Source organism: Georgenia daeguensis (genome assembly GCF_039537705.1).
Lineage (GTDB): Bacteria > Actinomycetota > Actinomycetes > Actinomycetales > Actinomycetaceae > Georgenia > Georgenia daeguensis.
Genome location: NZ_BAABBA010000004.1, coordinates 93,799 through 111,943, shown reverse-complemented (window position 1 = coordinate 111,943; position 18,145 = coordinate 93,799). Strand labels below are relative to the sequence as shown.

Sequence of the window (18,145 nt, the reverse complement as noted above, 5' to 3'; positions counted from 1 at the left end):
CTCACCGGTGAGGTTCCTCACGCGGCGGGCTCGGGCTCGCGCTCCAGGCGCTGGGAGATCACCGTGGTCACGCCGTCGCCACGCATCGTCACCCCGTAGAGGGCGTCGGCGACCTCCATGGTCCGCTTCTGGTGGGTGATGACGATGAGCTGGGAGCTGTCGCGCAGCTCCGTGAAGATCTCCAGGAGGCGGCCGAGGTTGACGTCGTCGAGCGCCGCCTCGACCTCGTCCATCACGTAGAACGGGCTGGGGCGGGCCTTGAAGATCGAGACGAGCAGCGCCACCGCCGTGAGCGAGCGCTCCCCGCCGGAGAGCAGCGACAGCCGCTTGACCTTCTTGCCGGCGGGCCGGGCCTCGATCTCGATGCCGGTGGTGAGCATGTTCTCGGGGTCCGTCAGGACGAGGCGGCCCTCGCCGCCCGGGAACAGCCGCGGGAAGACCTGCTCGAACTGCCGCGCGGTGTCCGCGAACGCCTCGGAGAAGACGCGCTCGACGCGCTCGTCGACCTCCCGGACGATCTCCATCAGGTCGGCGCGGGACTTCTTCAGGTCGGCGAGCTGATCGGTGAGGAACTTGTGCCGCTCGGCCAGCGCCGCGTGCTCCTCCAGGGCGAGCGGGTTGACCTTGCCGAGGCGGGCGAGGTCACGCTCGGCGGTGCGCAGCCGCTTCTCCTGCTCCTCGCGCACGTACGGCCTGGGCGGCGCAGGCTCCTCCCCCTCCGGCACCGGCGCCGTGGAGGGGACCGGCCGGTCGGGCCCGAACTCGTCCACGAGCACCTGGGGGTCGAGACCGAGCTCGGCGACGGCCTTCTCCTCCAGCTGGGTGATGCGCAGGCGCTGCTCCGCGCGGGCCACCTCGTCGCGGTGCGCGACGTCGGTGAGGGCCGCGAGCTCGGCGCCGATCTCCTCGAGCTCGGCCCGGACGCCGGCGATGGCGCGCTCGCGCTCGGTGCGTTCCTCCTCGGCCCGTTCCCGCTCCGCCTCCGCGGCGGCGACGGATCGGTCGATGGCGGCGGCCGCCCGGGCGGCGCCGTCGAGGACCTCGGCGGCGACGGCGACCTGCGCGGCCCGGCGGGCCTCCCGCTCGGCGGCGCGGCGCGCTCCTCACGGGCGGCGGCGGCCAGGGACGCGGCGCGGCCGGCGAGGCCCTTCGCCTGCTCCTCCAGGGTGCGCAGGGCCAGGCGCGCGTCCGTCTCGCGGGTGCGCGCCGCGCGGGCGACCTCGGTGGCGCGGTCGCGGGCCTGGGTGGCGCCGGCGAGGTCCGCCTCCGCCTGGGCGGGCTCGCGGCGGGCGATCTCGAGCCGCTCGGACAGGGTCTTCAGCTCGCCCGCGTGCTCCGCGATCTCGGCCTCGGCCCGCTCGATCGCGGGTCGCGCCCGGTCCGCCTCCGCCTGGGCGTTGCGCAGGGTCGAGCCGAGCCGGCCGAGCTGCTCGGCGACGGCGGCGAGGCGGGCGTCGGAGGCGTGCAGGTCGTCCAGCGTCGCCCGGACCTGCGCCCGGGCGCTCTCCACCCGCTCCCGCGCGGGGCCGAGCGCGAACCGCGCCTGCTCGTGCCGGGCAGTGGCGGCCTCGACCTCGGCGACGGCCTCCTCGTGCGCGGCGTGCAGCTCCAGGACGCTGGGGGCGCCGGGGGCGCCGCCGTGGGCCACGACCCCGGAGAGCACGTCCCCAGCCCGGGTGACGGCGGTGAGCGACGGCTCGGCGGCGAGGACGGAGCGGGCCTCGGCGAGGTCCTCGACGGCCACCACACCGGCGAGCAGGCGTGCCAGCGCCGGCCGCAGCTCGTCGTCGGCGGAGGTGAGCAGGTCCAGCGCCCAGCGGGAAGCGGCGGGCGCGGGCGGCCGGGCACCGGCGTCGGCCGGGGCGCTCGCGGCGACGACGAGGCGGACCTGGCCGGCGTCGCTCTCGCGGACGTGGCGCACGGCGTCGACGGCGACGTCGACGGACTCCACCACGGCGGCGTCCGCCGCGGCGCCGAGGGCGGCGGCGACGGCGTTCTCCCAGCCGGGCTCGACGCTCAGGTGCTCGGGCACCGTCCCGAGCACGCCGGCCAGCCCGGCGGCGAGCAGCGCGCCGGTGCCGTCCTTGCGGCGCAGCGAGAGCTCGAAGGTCTCGCTGCGGGCGGTCCAGGTGGCGCGGTCGGCCTGCGCCGCCCGCTCGGCGTCGACGAGCTCCGCCACCTCGCGCTCGGCGTCCTCGAGGGCGGCGGTGGCCGCCTCGTGGGCCTCGTCGAGGTTCTCCTCGCCCTCCTCGGCGCCGGCCACCTGCTGCTCGAGCGCGGCGAACTCGGCCTGGGCCGTCCGCGCCCGTTCCTCCGCGGCGGCGAGGGACTCGCGCAGCCGGCCCAGCTCCGCCTCGGCGGCCTCCAGGCGGGAACGCCGGGCGCCCACCTGGCCGGTCAGCCGGGCCAGCCCCTCGCGGCGGTCGGCCACGCCGCGGTGGACGGCGGCCAGCGCCCGCTCGGAGTCGCGCTCGGTCTCCTCCGCCGTGGTGCGCTCCGCGACCGCGGCCTCGAGGGTCGTCCGGGCGGCGTCGAGCTCGGTGCGCAGCGCGTCCTCCTGCTCGCGCACCGCGGCAGCCTTCGTCTCCAGTTCGTCCGGGTCCCTGCCGCCCCGGACGGGCTCCGCCGTCGGGGAGCCGAGAAGGCGGCAGCGTTCGGTGGCGACGCTCTGCAGGGACCGCAGGCGCTCACGAAGGCCGGAGAGCCGGTACCAGACGTCGGTGGCCTGCCCGAGCCGGGGCGCGGCGGCCGCGGCGGCCTGCTCGAGCGCGGTGAGCCGTTCGCGCGCCTCCTCCTGGGCGGCCTCGACGGCCTCGCGCCGCTTGCGCAGCGCGGTCTCGTCGGCCACCTCCTGAGCGAGGGTCGCGGTGAGCTGGACGAGGTCGTCGGCCAGGAGCCGGGCGCGCGCGTCGCGCAGGTCGGCCTGGACCACCTGGGCGCGCCGGGCGACGTCCGCCTGCCTGGCGAGCGGCCCGAGCTGGCGGCGGATCTCGGCGGAGAGGTCGGTCACCCGGGCGAGGTTCGCGGCCATCGCCTCGAGCTTGCGCAGGGCCTTCTCCTTGCGGCGGCGGTGCTTGAGGACGCCCGCGGCCTCCTCGATGAAGCCGCGGCGGTCCTCGGGCGTGGCCTGCAGGACCGAGTCGAGGCGCCCCTGCCCGACGATGACGTGCATCTCCCGGCCCAGGCCGGTGTCCGAGAGCAGCTCCTGGATGTCGAGGAGCCGGCAGGAGGTGCCGTTGATCGCGTACTCGGAGCCGCCGGAGCGGAAGAGGGTGCGCGAGATCGTCACCTCGGTGTACTCGATCGGCAGCAACCCGTCGGTGTTGTCGATCGTGAGGGAGACCTCCGCGCGTCCCAGCGGGGCGCGCGAGGAGGTCCCGGCGAAGATGACGTCGGACATCGACCCGCCGCGCAGGGTCTTCGCGCCCTGCTCGCCCATCACCCAGGCGAGCGCGTCGACGACGTTGGACTTCCCGGAGCCGTTCGGGCCGACGACGCAGGTGATCCCCGGCTCGAGGTGCAGCGTCGTCGCGGACGCGAAGGACTTGAACCCTCGCAGCGTCAGCGTCTTCAGGTGCACGCGCGGCAGCCTATTGCCAACACCCCGGCGGCGCCGGGAGCCTGTGGACCGGGCGGCGCGCCCTCGGCGCACCGCCCGGCGCACCCGGAGGTCAGAGTGCGGGGAACCACAGGCCGATCTCGCGGGCGGCAGACTCCGGGGAGTCGGAGCCGTGGACGATGTTCTGCACGACGGCGGTGCCCCAGTCGCGGCCGAGGTCCCCGCGGATGGTGCCCGGGGCCGCGGTGGTGGGGTCGGTGGCCCCGGCGAGGGCGCGGAAGCCCTCGATGGAACGGTGCCCCTCGACGACGGCGGCGACGACCGGCCCGGAGCTCATGAACTCGACGAGCGGGGCGAAGAACGGCTTGCCCTCGTGCTCGGCGTAGTGCTCGCGCAGCAGGTCCGCACCGACGGTGCGCTGCTCGAGCGCGACGATGCTGTAGCCCTTCGCCTCGACGCGGCGCAGCACCTCCCCGGTGAGGCGACGGGCGACGCCGTCGGGCTTGATCAGGACGAGGGTGCGCTCAGGCTGGGTAGTGCTCACGGGAAGGCACGTTACCGGTCCGCGGCGCTCGTTCCGTCCACCGGGCCGCCCCCGGGGCCGGCCGTGGGCCCGCCCGCGGGACCGGCCGTGGGACCGGCCGTGGGCCCGCCCGCGGGACCGGCCGTGGGACCGGCCGTGGGACCGCCGGCGGCCGCCCGGTGGGCGACCTCGGCCTGGTAGCGCTCCTCGCGCTCGGTGTCGATGCGCCCGCCCACCCGGAGGGAGACGACCCACAGGATCGCGAAGAGACCGCCGATCACGTACATCGTCGCCACGACCAGGCCGGAGACGATGAGCAGGACCTGCACCGCCGTGCCGAGCACGTACCCGGCGCGCCCGCGGCGGAGCAGCCCGGCCGCTACCGCGCAGGCCACCATGGCGGCGCCGCCGACGCCCCAGACGAGACCGCGGTCGGCGACCTCGAGCCCGTGGGCGACGAGCGTGGCGAAGAGCACCACCAGGAGCTCGCTGACGAGCACCGTCATGGCGAACAGGTGACGCGCCGAACCGGGCCGGCGGACGGGTTCGGGCGTCTGCGGCGCGCCGGCGCCGGGGGCGGTCTCGTGCGGGGTGCTCACCCCGCCAGGCTACCGAGCGCCCGGCCCCTCGCCGAACCCCTCGGCGACCGCCGCGGCGACGCCGTCCAGCGCCTCGGCGGCCTGCGGCCCGGAGGCCGTGACGAGCATCTCGTCGCCCTTCTCCAGGCCCAGGCCCATCAGCGCGAGCACGCTGGCGCCGTCGACGCCGTTGACGGCCACCGTCGCGTCGTACCCGGCGACGAGCCGGGCCAGCAGCGCGGCCGGCCGGGCGTGCAGGCCGACCTCGTTGGTGAGTGTGAACGTGCGGCTGAGCGCACCGGCGCCGCCGGCACCGTCCCCGCCGGCGCCGTCCGCACGCGTCTCCGCCCCGTCCGCCGCTGCCCCCACGGCCGCCGCGACGCCCTCCGCGGGCACGGTGACGTCGGCCGCGGCGCCGAAGCTCCCGGCGGCCTCGGCCACGACCCGGGCGACGGCGGCGTGGTCGGCGCCGCCCTGGGCGGCCACCGCGCCGGCCACGGCCCCCTCGACGAGCGGGCCGTCGGCCAGGGTGACCCGCGCGGCGTCGTCGTCATCGAGGCTCTCGATCACCGACTCGGCCGTCATGGTGGCCGAGCCGAGGTCTGTCAGCACGGTGACGCCGGTGACGCCGTCGGAGCCGAGCAGCTCGGCGACGGCGGAGGAGACCGCGTCGAAGCTCGTGCCGATCCCGCCATCGTCCGTCCCGCCGGCGGCGCGCAGCGCGACGTCGGGGGCCATCTGCGAGGCCACCTCGACGACGCCCTCGGCCAGCCGGGCGGAGTGCGAGACGATCACCAGGGCGGTCGTGGGCGCAGCGCTCACAGCGCCTCGGCCGCCTCGGCCGCCGCGGCCAGGAGCAGGGCGGAGGACTGGGCGCCGGGGTCGCGGTGCCCGGCGGAGCGGTCCCCGAGGTAGGACGCCCGCCCCTTGCGGGCGACCATCGGCTCGGTGGCCTCGGCCCCGGCGGCCGCGGCGTCGGCGGCGGCCCGCAGCGCCTCGACCGGCCCGGAGCCCTCCTCGGCGGCGGACCGTGCCGCCTGCGCGGCGGGCAGCCACGCGTCGACCATGGTCTTCTCCCCGGCCTCCGCCTTGCCGCGGGCCTGGATGCCCTCCAGGGCCGCCTCGAGGACGGCGGCGACCCCACCGGCGTCGAGGGCACCGTCGGCCGCCTTGGACCCGCGCAGGAAGGCGGTGCCGTACAGCGGGCCGGCGGCGCCGCCGACCGTGGACATCAGGGTGGTCGCCACGGTCTTGAGCACCTCTCCCGGCGCCGACGGGGTGACCCCGGCGAGCTTCGCGGCGACGGCGGTGAAGCCGCGGTCCATGTTCTCGCCGTGGTCGCCGTCGCCGATGGCGCGGTCCAGCTCGATGAGCTCGATGCGGTTCGCGGAGACGACGGCCCGGGCCCGCTCCATCCAGTCGAGGGCCCAGTCGGCGCCGAGGGTGGTGGCAGTCATGCGTTCTCTTCCTCCTCCTACACCCCGCGCCGCAGCGCGGGGGTGTTGACCGGTGCGTCCCAGAGCTCGGTGAGCTCGTCGTCGAGGCGCAGGACGGTGATGGACGCGCCCTGCATCTCCAGGGCCGTGATGTAGTTCCCGACCAGCGAGCGTGTCACCTCCACGCCCCTGGCGTCGAGGACCTCGCGGGCGTGGCCGTAGACGAGGTAGAGCTCCGACAGCGGGGTGCCGCCCATGCCGTTGACGAACAGCAGGACCTTCTCCCCCGAGGCGACCTTGAGGTCCTCGAGCACGGGGTTCAGCAGGCGCTCGGTGATCTCGTTCGCGCCCGCCATGGGGATCTTGTGCCGGCCCGGCTCGCCGTGGATGCCGATGCCGATCTCGATCTCGTCCTCGGTGAGGTCGAAGGACGGCTTCCCGGCGTGCGGGACGGTGCACGCGCTCAGGGCCACGCCCATCGACCGCACCTGGGCGTTGACCTTCTCGGCCACCGCGACGACCTTGTCCAGGTCGTCGCCGCGCTCGGCGGCGGCCCCGGCGATCTTCTCCACCAGCACCGTGCCGGCCACGCCCCGGCGGCCGGCGGTGTAGAGGGAGTCCTCGACCGCGACGTCGTCGTTGACGACGACGGAGCGGACCTGGATGTCCTCCGCCTCGGCGAGCTCGGCGGCAGTCTCGAAGTTGAGCACGTCCCCGGTGTAGTTCTTCACGATGTGCAGGACGCCCGCCCCGCCGTCGGCCGCCTTCGTGGCCTCGAAGATCGGCTCGGGGGTCGGGGAGGTGAACACGGCGCCCGGGACGGCGGCGTCGAGCATGCCCAGCCCGACGTACCCGGCGTGCAGCGGCTCGTGGCCGCTGCCGCCGCCCGAGACCAGCCCGACCTTGCCCCGGACCGCCCCGCTCGCGCGGCAGACGAACAGCGGGTCCTCGTTGACGCGGACGAGGTCGGGGTGGGCGAGACCGAAGCCGCGCAGGGACTCCGTCACGACGTTCTGCGGATCGTTGATGAGCTTCTTCACCGACGTGCTCCTTCGAATAGCCGGGATCGGTCCGATGCCGGACCACGTCCCCATCTTGGCCCCTCGGTGTCGGGCGCGGCAGTCAGTTGGCCGGCTCAGGCCCTCCCCATCAGGGCCCGGGCGTCCGCGGCCAGGAGGACCGAGCCGGCCACGAGGATCCCGGTGGAGGTGACCACCTCGTCCGTGTCCGCCTCGGCGAGGCCGGCGGCGGTGTCGATGGCGTCGTCGAGGCGCTCGGCCACGTGCACGCGGTCCTCACCGAAGACGTCGCGGGCGACCTCGGCGAGCTCGTCGACGTCCATGGCCCGGTCGGTGCGCGCGCGGGTCACCACCACCTCGGCGAGCAGCGGCTCGAGGCCGGCGAGGATGCCCTCGGCGTCCTTGTCGGCCATGACGCCGACGACGCCGACCAGGTGGGTGAAGTCGAACGCCTCCTCCACGGCCGCGCGGAGGGCCTCGATGCCGGCCGGGTTGTGCGCGGCGTCGACGAGCACCGTGGGGCTGCGGCGGACGACCTCGAGGCGGCCGGGCGAGTCGACGCCCGCGAAGCCCTGCTCGACGATGCCGGCGTCGAGCGCGCCGCCCCCGAAGAACGACTCCACCGCGGCCAGGGCGAGCGCGGCGTTGTCGGCCTGGTAGGCGCCGTGCAGCGGCAGGAACACGTCCGTGTAGACGCCGCCGGGCGTGCGGAGAGTGACCATCTGCCCGCCGACGCCGACCTGACGGTCGACGACGCCGAGGTCGGTCCCGGCCCGCAGCAGCCGCGCCCCGTGGGCCGCCGCCGCGTGGAGGACGACGGACTCGACGTCGTCGTGCTGCTCGGCGGTGACGACGGTGGAGCCGTCGGTGATGATGCCGACCTTCTCCTCGGCGATCTGGGTGAGCTCGTGGCCCAGCCAGCGCTCGTGGTCGCGCTCGACGCGGGTGAGGACCTCGACGGTGCCGTCGGCGACGTTGGTCGCGTCCCAGCGCCCGCCCATGCCGACCTCGACGACGGCGACGTCCACCGGGGCGTCGGCGAACGCGGCGTAGGCCATGACGGTGAAGACCTCGAAGAAACTCAGGCGCGGACCGCCCGCGGCCTGCGAGCGCTCGTCCACCATGGCGACGTAGGGCGCGACGTCCTCCCAGGTGGCGACGAACGCCTCCGGGGCGATGGGCTCGCCGTCCAGGGCGATGCGCTCGCGGACGGTGTGCAGGTGCGGGGAGGTGAAGCGGCCGGTGCGCAGGCCCTTCTCGCGCAGCAGCCGCTCGATCATCCGGGCGGTGGAGGTCTTGCCGTTGGTACCGGTCAGGTGGATGACCGGGTAGGCGCGCTGCGGGTCGCCGAGCAGGTCGAGGACGTCCCGCACGCGGTCCAGGCTGGGCTGGACGTCGTGCTCCGGCGCCCGGGCCAGGATCGCCTCGTAGATGTGCCGGACCTCCTCCTCGGCGCGGGCGTGCGCCACGGCGGCGGCGTCCGTCGCCTCCCGGGAGGTGTCCTCCCCCTCGGTGAGGACCTCCTCGGCCACCTCCGGGTCCGGCCCGGCGATGAGGGACGAGCTCAGCAGGGCCCGCAGCCCGGCGTCGTGCTCGTCCTCCTCGGCCTCGGCGGCGGCACGCCGCTCCACGTCTTCGGGCGCGTCGGCCTCGGCCATGAAGGAGGCGATGCGCTCCTGGGCCTCGCGCTCGGCCTCCTCGGGGCTGCGTCGGCCCTCGGTCCCCCCGGTGCCCCCGGTCCCAGCGGTCATCGTGCCTCCAGCTTCGTGACGGCGACCTGCGGCGCCCCGCCGTCGCCGGCGGCGACGTCGAGCTGCAGGGCGAGGGTCTCGTGGGTGATGAGGTCGCGGTGGGCCTCGACCCAGCCGACCTTGTCGGCGGGGACGGTGAGCGCCAGCGCGATGCGGTCCGCCACGTACAGACCGGCGGCCTTGCGCTCGTCCTGGACCTGGCGGACCAGGTCGCGGGCGTAGCCCTCGGCGGCGAGCTCGTCGTCGACCGCGGTGTCGAGCACCACGAAGCCGCCGTCCGCGAGCACGTCGGCCGCGGCGTCGGCACCGGCGTGGTCGCCGAGGTCGATGCGGGTGGTGAGGTCGTACTCGCCGGCCACGAGGGTGAGCGGGGCGCCGTCGAGCTCGACGCCCTCGAGGACGATCACGCCGTCGGCCCCGGGCGCGCTCCAGCGCCCCTCGCGGGCGGCCGCGAAGATCTGCTGGGTGTGGCGCCGCTTGGCCGGGTCGAGCTCGCGCGGGAGGACCTTCAGCTCGCTGGTCAGTCGCAGGTCGGACTCGGCCGGGCTGATCAGCACGACGTCCTTGACGTTGACCTCGGAGGCGACCAGGCCGGCGAACGGCCGCAGCGCGGCGGGGTCGTCGGCGACGACGGTGAGCGTGCGCAGCGGCTGGCGCACCCGGATCTTCGCGGCCTTGCGCAGCGCGTGCGTGGTGGAGACCACGTCACGTACGGCGTCCATGGCGGCCACCAGCCCGGGGTCGGCCACGGCTTCCGGCAGCGTCGGCCAGTCGGTGAGGTGGACGCTGCGCCCGCCCGTCAGCCCGCGCCAGATCTCCTCGGTGACCAGGGGCGCCAGCGGCGCCATGACCCGGGTGAGGACCTCGAGGGCGGTGTACAGGGTGTCGAAGGCCCCCCGGTCCTCGTCCCAGAACCGCTGGCGGGAGGTGCGCACGTACCAGTTGGTCAGCACGTCGAGGTGCTCGCGCACCGACTGGGCGGCGCCCGGGATGTCGTAGACGTCCAGCTGGGCGCGCACGTTCGCGGCGAGGTCGCGGGTGCGGGCCAGCAGGTAGCGGTCCATGACGTCGAGGGAGGCCACCGCCTCCGCGTCGTCGAGGTCGACCGGTCGCGCGAGGTAGCCCGCGCCGTCGTCGAGCGTGCCGGCGTAGAGGGCGAAGAAGTACCAGGTGTTCCACAGCGGCAGGAGCACCTGGCGGACGTTCTCGCGGATGCCCTCCTCGGTCACCACGAGGTTGCCGCCGCGCAGCACCGGGGAGGCCATGAGGAACCAGCGCATGGCGTCCGAGCCGTCGCGGTCGAGGACCTCCGTGACGTCCGGGTAGTTGCGCAGCGACTTGCTCATCTTGCGCCCGTCGGAGCCGAGCACGATCCCGTGGGAGACGGAGGTGCGGAACGCCGGCCGGTCGAACAGGGCGGTGGCGAGCACGTGCAGCGTGTAGAACCAGCCGCGCGTCTGGCCGATGTACTCGACGATGAAGTCGCCCGGGTAGTGGTGGTCGAACCAGTCACGGTTCTCGAACGGGTAGTGCACCTGGGCGTAGGGCATCGACCCGGAGTCGAACCAGACGTCGAGCACGTCCGGGATCCGGCGCATCGTGGACGCCCCCGTCGGGTCGTCAGGGTTGGGCCGGGTGAGCTCGTCGATGAAGGGCCGGTGGAGGTTGGGGTTGCCGTCCCGGTCCAGGGGCAGCCGACCGAAGTCACGCTCCAGCTCGGCCAGCGAGCCGTAGACGTCGATGCGCGGGTGGGCGGGGTCGTCGGAGACCCACACCGGGATCGGGGTGCCCCAGTACCGGTTGCGGGAGATGGACCAGTCGCGGGCGCCGGCGAGCCAGTGCCCGAACTGGCCGTCCTTGATGTGCTCGGGCACCCAGGTGATCTCCTGGTTGAGCTCCACCATGCGGTCCCGGAACGAGGTCACGCGCACGAACCAGCTCGAGACAGCCTTGTAGATCAGCGGGTTCCGGCAGCGCCAGCAGTGCGGGTACGGGTGGTCGTAGGTCTCCTGGCGGACCAGGACGGCGCGCTCGGCCTCGGGGCGGCGGGCCAGGGGGCCGGTGCCCTTCTTGAGGTCGGCGATGATCGCCCGGTTCGCCTCGAAGACCTGGCTCCCGGCGTAGTCGGGCACCTCGGCGGTGAACCGGCCGCCGTCGTCGACCGGGACGACGGTGCCGATGCCGGCGGCGGCGCAGTTGGCCATGTCGTCCTCGCCGAAGGCGGGCGCCTGGTGGACCAGGCCCGTGCCGTCCTCGGTGGTGACGTAGTCGGCGACCAGCACGGTCCAGCCGTTCGGCCCCGGGACGTCGCTGCCCACGAAGTAGTCGAAGACGGGGGCGTAGCGCAGCCCGGCCAGGTCGGCGCCCCTGGTGGTGGCAAGCACCTCGGGCTCCTCGCCCAGCTCGCGGGCGTAGGCGCCGAGCCGCGCGGCCGCGAGGATGACGCGCTCCCCCGCCAACGGCCCCTCGGCGGGACGGACGGTGACGTAGTCGATGTCCGGGCCGACGGCGACGGCGAGGTTGGACGGCAGGGTCCAGGGCGTCGTGGTCCAGATCAGGGCGAGCTCGCCGGACTCCAGCCGCAGCCCGACCGTGACCGAGGGGTCCTGACGGTTCTGGTAGACGTCGTCGTCCATCTTCAGCTCGTGGTTGGACAGCGGCGTCTGGTCGTGCCAGCAGTAGGGCAGGACGCGGTAGCCCTCGTAGGCCAGGCCCTTGTCGTAGAGCTGCTTGAACGCCCAGATCACCGACTCCATGAACGTGACGTCGAGCGTCTTGTAGTCGTTCTCGAAGTCGACCCAGCGGGCCTGGCGGGTGACGTACTCGCGCCACTCGTCGGTGTAGCGCAGCACCGAGTCGCGGCAGGCCTCGTTGAAGGCCTCGATGCCCATGGCCTCGATCTCGGACTTGTCCTTGATCCCGAGCTGGCGCTCCGCCTCGAGCTCGGCGGGAAGACCGTGGGTGTCCCAGCCGAACCGGCGCTCCACGCGGCGGCCGGCCTGGGTCTGGTAACGGCCCACGACGTCCTTGACGTACCCGGTCAGCAGGTGCCCGTAGTGGGGCAGGCCGTTGGCGAAGGGTGGGCCGTCGTAGAAGACGAACTCGTTGGCGCCGTTCTCGCCGGCCGGGCGGTTGTCGATCGACGCCTGGAAGGTGTCGTCGCCCTCCCAGTAGCTCAGCACCTCGCGCTCCAGCGCGGGGAAGCTCGGGGATGCGACCACCTCGGTACCGGGGCGGTGCAGGGGGTAGCGGCGGGGCTGATCGGCCAACGGTGCTCCTCGGTCAAGCGGTGGACAGACAACCGCGAGGACGACGGCGACGCTGACCGGCTTCTCGCCGGGCACCTCGCTGCCGCGGTACCACCTCGCTTGCCCCGCCCTCCGCCGTGGCGGCGGGCGTGACCGCTCGAGCAGGCTGTGACGGGCCCTCCCGTCCGGTTCTACTGGGGGCCGGCGCCGACCGCACGCACGTCCGTCGCCGGGCCCTGTTCTTCCGGAGGCTCGCCGGTGATGGCCGGGTCGACGCCTGTGGTCCGTAGTCTAACGCGGTTCCCGGCCGGTGCTGGAAGAGGGCCCCTGGAGCGCTCGCACCGCCTACAACCTCGCAAACCCGGCGTGGAACGGGTGGACCTCGACCGTCCCTGTTCCCAGCAGCCTGGCCTTGTCACGCATGCGCTCCACGAGCTCCGGTCCGACGTCGCCGTAGAGGTCGATACGACTCAGCTCGACAAGACCGACGAAGGAGGCGAAGGACGGACCGGCCACCGCCGCATGGCGGGCCAGCGAGTCCGCGTCGCGGTGGACGTGGAGGACGCTGACATGGCGTTCGTCCTCGTCGAGGAAGACCTGGTAGGAGACGAGCCCCGGCTCCTCGGCCTCGACCAGCGCGGCCAGCTCACGGAGCGCAGCCTTGAGCTCCTCGAGCTTCCCCTCGACGATCTCGGAGCGGTCGACGTAGACGACAGACCCGGACATTCCTGCTCCCACCGTGTGTCGCCCCAGGCAGGCCTGCGCGGCGTTGCCTCACGTCGTGACTGCTCGCCGGCCTGACGGGGCTGCTCGATGTTACGACCGGCGGGAGTGCGGCGAAAGCCTGCACGGGCACGGGCACGGGCGAGGGGCGTCGGGCGTGGTGCCTGCGCGAGAGCTCCGAGGGCGCGACGGCGCCGCGCGTGACGACATACTGGCCCTTTCGGTCGGAGACGTCGGCGAGGCGGAGGAGCGGGACATGCGGGTCGGGTTCATCGGTGCGGGGAACATGGCCGGCGCGATCGTGCGCGGCATCGTCGCCGAGGGGACGGTGCCGCCGGAGGACCTGGCGGTGACCAGCGCGCACGGTCGCTCCGCCCAGGCGCTGGCGCGCGAGACCGGCGTGGACGCGCTGACCGACAACCTCGAGCTGGTCGAGCGCACCGGGCCCGGCGGGGTCGTGGTGGTCGCGGTCAAGCCGCACCTGTTCGCCGAGGTGCTCGAGCCCCTCGCCGACACCCTCGCGGAGCAGGACTCCCTGGTGGTCTCCCTCGCGGCCGGCCTCACGCTGGACACGCTCGGAGAGATGCTCGTCCCTGGGCAGAGCGTCGTGCGGGTCATGCCCAACGTCAACGCCATGGTCGGGGCGGGCATGGCCGCCGTGTGCGGCAACGCGGCCGCCACCGAGGACCAGGTGGACGCCGTCGTCGGCCTCTTCGAGACGGTCGGCTCCGCGCTCGTGCTGCCCGAGCGGCTCTTCCCCGCCTACGCCGCCATCGCCGGCTCCGCGCCGGCCTACGCCGCCTACTTCGTCGAGGCCCTCGCCCGGGCGGCGGTGCGCAACGGGATGCCCAAGGCCCAGGCGACGCGCATCGCCGCGCAGACGGTGCTCGGCACGGCCCGCACCCTCCTCGAGAGGGGGGTGACGCCGACGCAGCTGGCGGACATGGTCTCCTCCCCCGGCGGCACCACGATCGCCGGCACGGTGGCGCTGGAGGACGCCGGCTTCTCCGCCGCCGTCGTGCGCGGCGTGCAGGCCGCCGTGGACCGGGACGCCGAGATCGCGGCCGGCTGACCCCACCACCCGTCCGTAGCGGTCCACATTCCCTTCCGGCCGGGCGCGGCCGTTGTTACGGTGGTCGCATGCGTGCAGTGCGGTTCACCGGCGGACTCGCCGCCGCGGCCACGGCCGTGGCCGGCGCGGTGGTGCTCGGTGCGCCCGCGGCCGCCGACGGCGGACCCGGCGCGAGCACCCGGGCCGAGCGGCCCCAGCTGCGGGTCGCGACCTACAACGTCTCCCTCAACCGACCCGCCGAGGGCGAGCTCGTCGCCGACCTCGCCGGCGGGGACGACACCCAGGCCAGGGCCGTCGCCCAGGTGCTGCAGACCGTCCGTCCCGACGTCGTCCTGCTTAACGAGTTCGACCACGACGCCGAGGGCGAGGCGGTCGACCTCTTCCGGGAGCAGTACCTGGAGGTCGGCCAGCACGACGAGGCGCCGATCGAGTACCCGTACGCGTACTCCCAGCCGGTGAACACCGGCGTGGACTCCGGCTCCGACCTCAACAACGACGGGCGCACCGGGACCGCGGACGACGCGTTCGGCTTCGGCGCGTTCCCCGGGCAGTACGGCATGGTGGTGCTCTCGCGCTACCCGATCGACACCGAGCGGGCCCGCACCTTCCAGGAGTTCCTGTGGAAGGACATGCCCGGGGCCCTGCTCCCGGACGACCCCGCGACGGACGCGCCGGCCGACTGGTACACCCCCGAGGAGCTGGAGACGCTGCGGCTGTCGAGCAAGTCCCACTGGGACGTCCCGGTGGAGGTCGGCGCCACGACGGTCCACGTGCTCGCCTCGCACCCCACGCCGCCGACGTTCGACGGGCCCGAGGACCGCAACGGCCTGCGCAACCACGACGAGATCCGGTTCTGGGCCGACTACGTCGGAAGCCGACGGGACAGCGCCTACATCTACGACGACGAGGGCACCACCGGCGGGCTGCGGCCCGGCAGCCGGTTCGTGATCGTGGGCGACCAGAACTCCGACCCCGTCGACGGCGACTCCTACCCCGGCGCGATCGACCAGCTGCTGCACCACCCGCGGGTGCGCGACCCGCGCCCGGAGTCCATGGGAGCCGTCGAGGCGGCGGCCGTCCAGGGCGGCGCGAACGACCGGCACGAGGGCGACGCCGCGCTCGACACGGCCGACTTCGCCGACGACGCGCCGGGCAACCTCCGCGTGGACTACGCCCTGCCGTCGAAGAACCTGCCCGTGCGGGACTCGCGGGTGTTCTGGCCGATGGCCGACCAGCCCGGCTCCGAGCTCACCGGCGTCTACCCCTTCCCCACGTCGGACCACCGGCCGGTGTGGGTCGACCTGTGGGTGCCCGGCCTGCACTGAGCCCGCGTCACTCCAGCAGGCGCTCCTCGGCCTCGGCGAGCACCTCGTCGTAGATCTCCAGCGCCCGCGCCACCTCCTCGTCGGTGACCACGCACGGCGGGACCACGTGGATCCGGTTCTCGGCGACGAAGGCCAGCAGCCCCCGGGCCGCGAGCGCCGCCCGCATCGCCACGACCTCCGCGGCCGGCACGGGCTCGCGGGTCGCGCGGTCCAGCACCAGGTCGAGCGCCCAGAACACCCCGGTCCCGCGCACCTCGCCCACCACCGGGTGGCGCTCCGCCAGGGCCCGCAGCCCGGGGCCGAGCACGTCGGTGCCGATGCGGGCGGCGTTGTCGACGACGCCCTCCTCCGCCATCGCGTCGAGCGCCGCCACGATCGAGGCCATGGCGAGCGGGTGGCCGGAGTAGGTCAGGCCCCCGGGGAAGACCCGGTCGTCGAACGTCTCGGCGATCTCGGCGCTGATGACGACCCCGCCGGCCGGGACGTACCCCGAGTTCACGCCCTTGGCGAAGGTGATGAGGTGGGGCACGACGTCGTGCTGGTCGAGCGCGAACCAGGAGCCGGTCCGCCCGAAGCCGGCCATCACCTCGTCGAGGATCAGCACCACCCCGTACCGGTCCGCGGTCGCGCGCACACCGGCGAGGTAGCCCGGCGGGGGCACGAGGATCCCGCCCGTGCCCACCACGGTCTCGATGAGGATCGCCGCGACCGAGGTCGGGCCCTCCGCCTGGATCACCCGCTCGAGGTGGTGCAGGGCCCGCTCGCACTCCTCGGCCTCGGTGGTCGCCCAGAACTCCGAGCGGTAGAGGAACGGCCCGAAGACGTGCACGTGCCCGCGTGCGTACTCGTTGGGCACGCGCCGCCAGTCCCCGGTGGCCACGATCGCCGCTCCCGTGTTGCCGTGGTAGGAGCGGTAGAAGGAGATCACCTTGTCCCGGCCGGTGTGCAGCCGGGCCATCCGGATGGCGTTCTCGTTGGCGTCCGCGCCGCCGTTGGTGAAGAAGACCTTGGTGAACCCCTCCGGCGCGTGGGAGAGGATCCGCTCGGCCGCCTCGCCGCGGGCGAGGTTCGCGTAGACGGGCGCCACGGTGGTCAGCAGCTCCGCCTGCTCCCGGATCGCCGCGACCACCCTGGGGTGCTGGTGGCCGATGTTGAGGTTGACCAGCTGGGAGGAGAAGTCGAGGTAGGACCGGCCCTCCTCGTCCACCACCTCGCACCCGCGGCCGGTGACGATGGTCATCGGGTCCAGCGCCGCCTGCGCCGACCAGGAGTGGAAGACGTGGGCGCGGTCGAGGTCGTGCGCGCGTCCGGCCCGGACGCTCTGCGGTGCGGTCACGGTGCGTTCCTTCGTCTCAGGAGTGCTGGGGGAAGCCGAGGTTGATGCCGCCGTGGCTGGGGTCCAGCCACCGGGTGGTGATGGCCTTGGTCCGGGTGAAGAAGTGGACGCCGTCGGGGCCGTAGGCGTGGGTGTCCCCGAACAGGGAGTTCTTCCAGCCGCCGAAGGAGTGGTAGCCCACCGGCACGGGGATCGGCACGTTGATCCCGACCATGCCCACCTCGACCTCGCTGCCGAACCGGCGGGCGGCCCCGCCGTCGTTGGTGAAGATCGCGGTGCCGTTGCCGTACGGGTTGGCGTTGATGATCTCCAGCGCCTCCTCGTAGCTGCCGACGCGGACCACGGAGAGGACGGGACCGAAGATCTCGTCGGTGTACACGCTCATCCCCGGCGTCACCCGGTCCAGCAGCGTGGGCCCGAGCCAGAACCCCTCCGCGGCGCCGTCCGGCTCCACGCCCCGGCCGTCCACCACGACCTCGGCGCCGGCCTCGCGGCCCGCGTCGATGTAGCCGGCCACGCGGTCGCGGTGCGCGCGGGTGATGAGCGGCCCCATGTCGCAGCCGCGCCGGCCGTCACCGACCCTCAGGGAGCCCGTGCGCTCGGCGATCTTCGCGACGAGCTCGTCGGCCACGGGCTCGACCACGACGAGCGCCGAGATCGCCATGCACCGCTCCCCCGCCGAGCCGTACCCCGCGTTGACGGCCGCGTCCGCCGCCAGGTCGAGGTCGGCGTCGGGCAGGACGACCATGTGGTTCTTCGCGCCGCCGAGCGCCTGGACGCGCTTGCCGTGGGAGGTGGCGGTCTCGTAGACGTACCGGGCGACGGGGGTGGAGCCGACGAAGGAGACGGCCTTGATGTCGGGGTGGGTCAGGAGGGCGTCGACGGCGGTCTTCTCGCCCTGCACGACGTTGAAGACCCCGGCGGGCAGGCCGGCCTCGGCGAGGCGCTCGGCCATCCACAGCGAGGCGGAGGGGTCCTTCTCCGAGGGCTTGAGGACGACGGTGTTCCCGGCGGCGATCGCGATCGGGAAGAACCACATCGGGACCATGGCCGGGAAGTTGAACGGCGAGATGATCGCCACCGGCCCCAGCGGCTGCCGGACGGAGGAGACGTCGACGCCGGTGGAGACGTTCTCCGACGTCGAGCCCTTGAGCAGGTGCGCGATGCCGCAGGCGAACTCCACGACCTCCAGGCCGCGCGCGACCTCGCCGAGGGCGTCGGAGAGCACCTTGCCGTGCTCGGCGGTGAGGATCGCCGCCAGCTCCTCCCGCCGCGCGGCGAGGAGCTCACGGAAGGCGAACAGGACCTGGGTGCGGCGCGCCAGCGAGGCGGCGCGCCAGGCGGGGAACGCGGCCCTGGCCGAGGCGACGGCCGCCTCGACGTCGTCGGCCGAGGCGTGGGCGACGCGGCGGGCGACCTCGCCGGTGGCGGGGTCGAACACCTCCCCCGAGCGGGTGGACGTGCCGGGGTACGGCCTGCCGTCGACCCAGTGGGCCACCGTGGCGGTGGTGGGCGAGGTCGTGGTCGGGGCGGTGGTCATGGTGCTCTCCTCGTCGAGACGCGTCGGCGCCGCCG

At 74.2% G+C, this 18,145-nt stretch carries 12 protein-coding genes and 1 pseudogene; 2 read left to right on the top strand and 11 right to left on the bottom strand.

The genetic code is table 11. The features are described from left to right. Positions 1-17: 17 nt before the first annotated feature. From smc to ABD774_RS05305, 9 genes and pseudogenes are all read right to left on the bottom strand, one after another. A pseudogene (smc, locus tag ABD774_RS05345) lies at positions 18-3,580 on the bottom strand (chromosome segregation protein SMC). A 91-nt stretch (positions 3,581-3,671) separates the two neighbouring features. Next, the gene (gene ndk / locus ABD774_RS05340; protein WP_345038488.1) at positions 3,672-4,103 is read right to left on the bottom strand and encodes a nucleoside-diphosphate kinase; all 432 of its coding nucleotides are present in this window, start codon (positions 4,101-4,103) and stop codon (positions 3,672-3,674) included. An 11-nt stretch (positions 4,104-4,114) separates the two neighbouring features. Next, the gene (locus tag ABD774_RS05335) at positions 4,115-4,681 is read right to left on the bottom strand and encodes a DUF4233 domain-containing protein (protein ID WP_345038486.1); all 567 of its coding nucleotides are present in this window, start codon (positions 4,679-4,681) and stop codon (positions 4,115-4,117) included. Positions 4,682-4,690: 9 nt separating this feature from the next. Then, on the bottom strand, positions 4,691-5,482 hold the full coding sequence (gene dhaM, locus ABD774_RS05330) for a dihydroxyacetone kinase phosphoryl donor subunit DhaM (RefSeq protein WP_345038483.1): 792 nt from the start codon (positions 5,480-5,482) through the stop codon (positions 4,691-4,693). Further along, the gene (gene dhaL, locus ABD774_RS05325; RefSeq protein ID WP_345038481.1) at positions 5,479-6,117 is read right to left on the bottom strand and encodes a dihydroxyacetone kinase subunit DhaL; all 639 of its coding nucleotides are present in this window, start codon (positions 6,115-6,117) and stop codon (positions 5,479-5,481) included. The genes dhaM and dhaL overlap by 4 nt, the downstream gene beginning before the upstream one ends. 17 nt (positions 6,118-6,134) lie before the next feature. After that, positions 6,135-7,136, bottom strand: a complete 1,002-nt coding sequence (gene dhaK, locus ABD774_RS05320) for a dihydroxyacetone kinase subunit DhaK (protein ID WP_345038479.1) — start codon at positions 7,134-7,136, stop codon at positions 6,135-6,137. A gap of 95 nt (positions 7,137-7,231) precedes the next feature. Beyond that, positions 7,232-8,866, bottom strand: coding sequence for a bifunctional folylpolyglutamate synthase/dihydrofolate synthase (locus ABD774_RS05315; protein WP_345038476.1), 1,635 nt, complete (start codon positions 8,864-8,866; stop codon positions 7,232-7,234). Continuing rightward, positions 8,863-12,135, bottom strand: coding sequence for an isoleucine--tRNA ligase (ileS, locus tag ABD774_RS05310; protein ID WP_345038474.1), 3,273 nt, complete (start codon positions 12,133-12,135; stop codon positions 8,863-8,865). Before ileS ends, ABD774_RS05315 begins: the two co-directional genes overlap by 4 nt. A gap of 324 nt (positions 12,136-12,459) precedes the next feature. Beyond that, entirely contained in the window at positions 12,460-12,840 is a 381-nt protein-coding gene (locus ABD774_RS05305) for a putative quinol monooxygenase (RefSeq protein WP_345038472.1), read from the bottom strand. A gap of 253 nt (positions 12,841-13,093) precedes the next feature. On the opposite strand from ABD774_RS05305, the gene proC reads away from it, so the two are divergent. After that, a complete protein-coding gene (proC, locus tag ABD774_RS05300) occupies positions 13,094-13,909 on the top strand; it encodes a pyrroline-5-carboxylate reductase (protein ID WP_345038469.1) in 816 nt (271 codons plus the stop codon). Between the two features lie 68 nt (positions 13,910-13,977). Further along, positions 13,978-15,234 carry an endonuclease/exonuclease/phosphatase family protein gene (locus ABD774_RS05295; protein WP_345038467.1) on the top strand — a complete coding sequence of 419 codons (1,257 nt, stop codon included), beginning with the start codon at positions 13,978-13,980 and terminating at the stop codon, positions 15,232-15,234. 7 nt (positions 15,235-15,241) lie between these two features. Here ABD774_RS05295 and ABD774_RS05290 read toward each other — a convergent pair whose 3' ends face one another. Both ABD774_RS05290 and ABD774_RS05285 read right to left on the bottom strand, forming a co-directional pair. Further along, positions 15,242-16,570, bottom strand: coding sequence for an aspartate aminotransferase family protein (locus tag ABD774_RS05290; protein WP_345038465.1), 1,329 nt, complete (start codon positions 16,568-16,570; stop codon positions 15,242-15,244). Between the two features lie 16 nt (positions 16,571-16,586). Continuing rightward, positions 16,587-18,110 (bottom strand): CoA-acylating methylmalonate-semialdehyde dehydrogenase, encoded by a 1,524-nt coding sequence (locus ABD774_RS05285; protein WP_345038463.1) that lies wholly within the window; start codon positions 18,108-18,110, stop codon positions 16,587-16,589. Positions 18,111-18,145: the final 35 nt, after the last annotated feature.

Excerpts from the sequence above, each read along its gene's own strand:
- dhaL (WP_345038481.1), bottom strand. The coding sequence starts at position 6,117 with ATGACTGCCACCACCCTCGGCGCCGACTGGGCCCTCGACTGGATGGAG.
- ABD774_RS05315 (WP_345038476.1), bottom strand. The coding sequence starts at position 8,866 with ATGACCGCTGGGACCGGGGGCACCGGGGGGACCGAGGGCCGACGCAGC.
- ABD774_RS05305 (WP_345038472.1), bottom strand. The coding sequence starts at position 12,840 with ATGTCCGGGTCTGTCGTCTACGTCGACCGCTCCGAGATCGTCGAGGGG.
- proC (WP_345038469.1), top strand. The coding sequence starts at position 13,094 with ATGCGGGTCGGGTTCATCGGTGCGGGGAACATGGCCGGCGCGATCGTG.
- ABD774_RS05295 (WP_345038467.1), top strand. The coding sequence starts at position 13,978 with ATGCGTGCAGTGCGGTTCACCGGCGGACTCGCCGCCGCGGCCACGGCC.
- ABD774_RS05285 (WP_345038463.1), bottom strand. The coding sequence starts at position 18,110 with ATGACCACCGCCCCGACCACGACCTCGCCCACCACCGCCACGGTGGCC.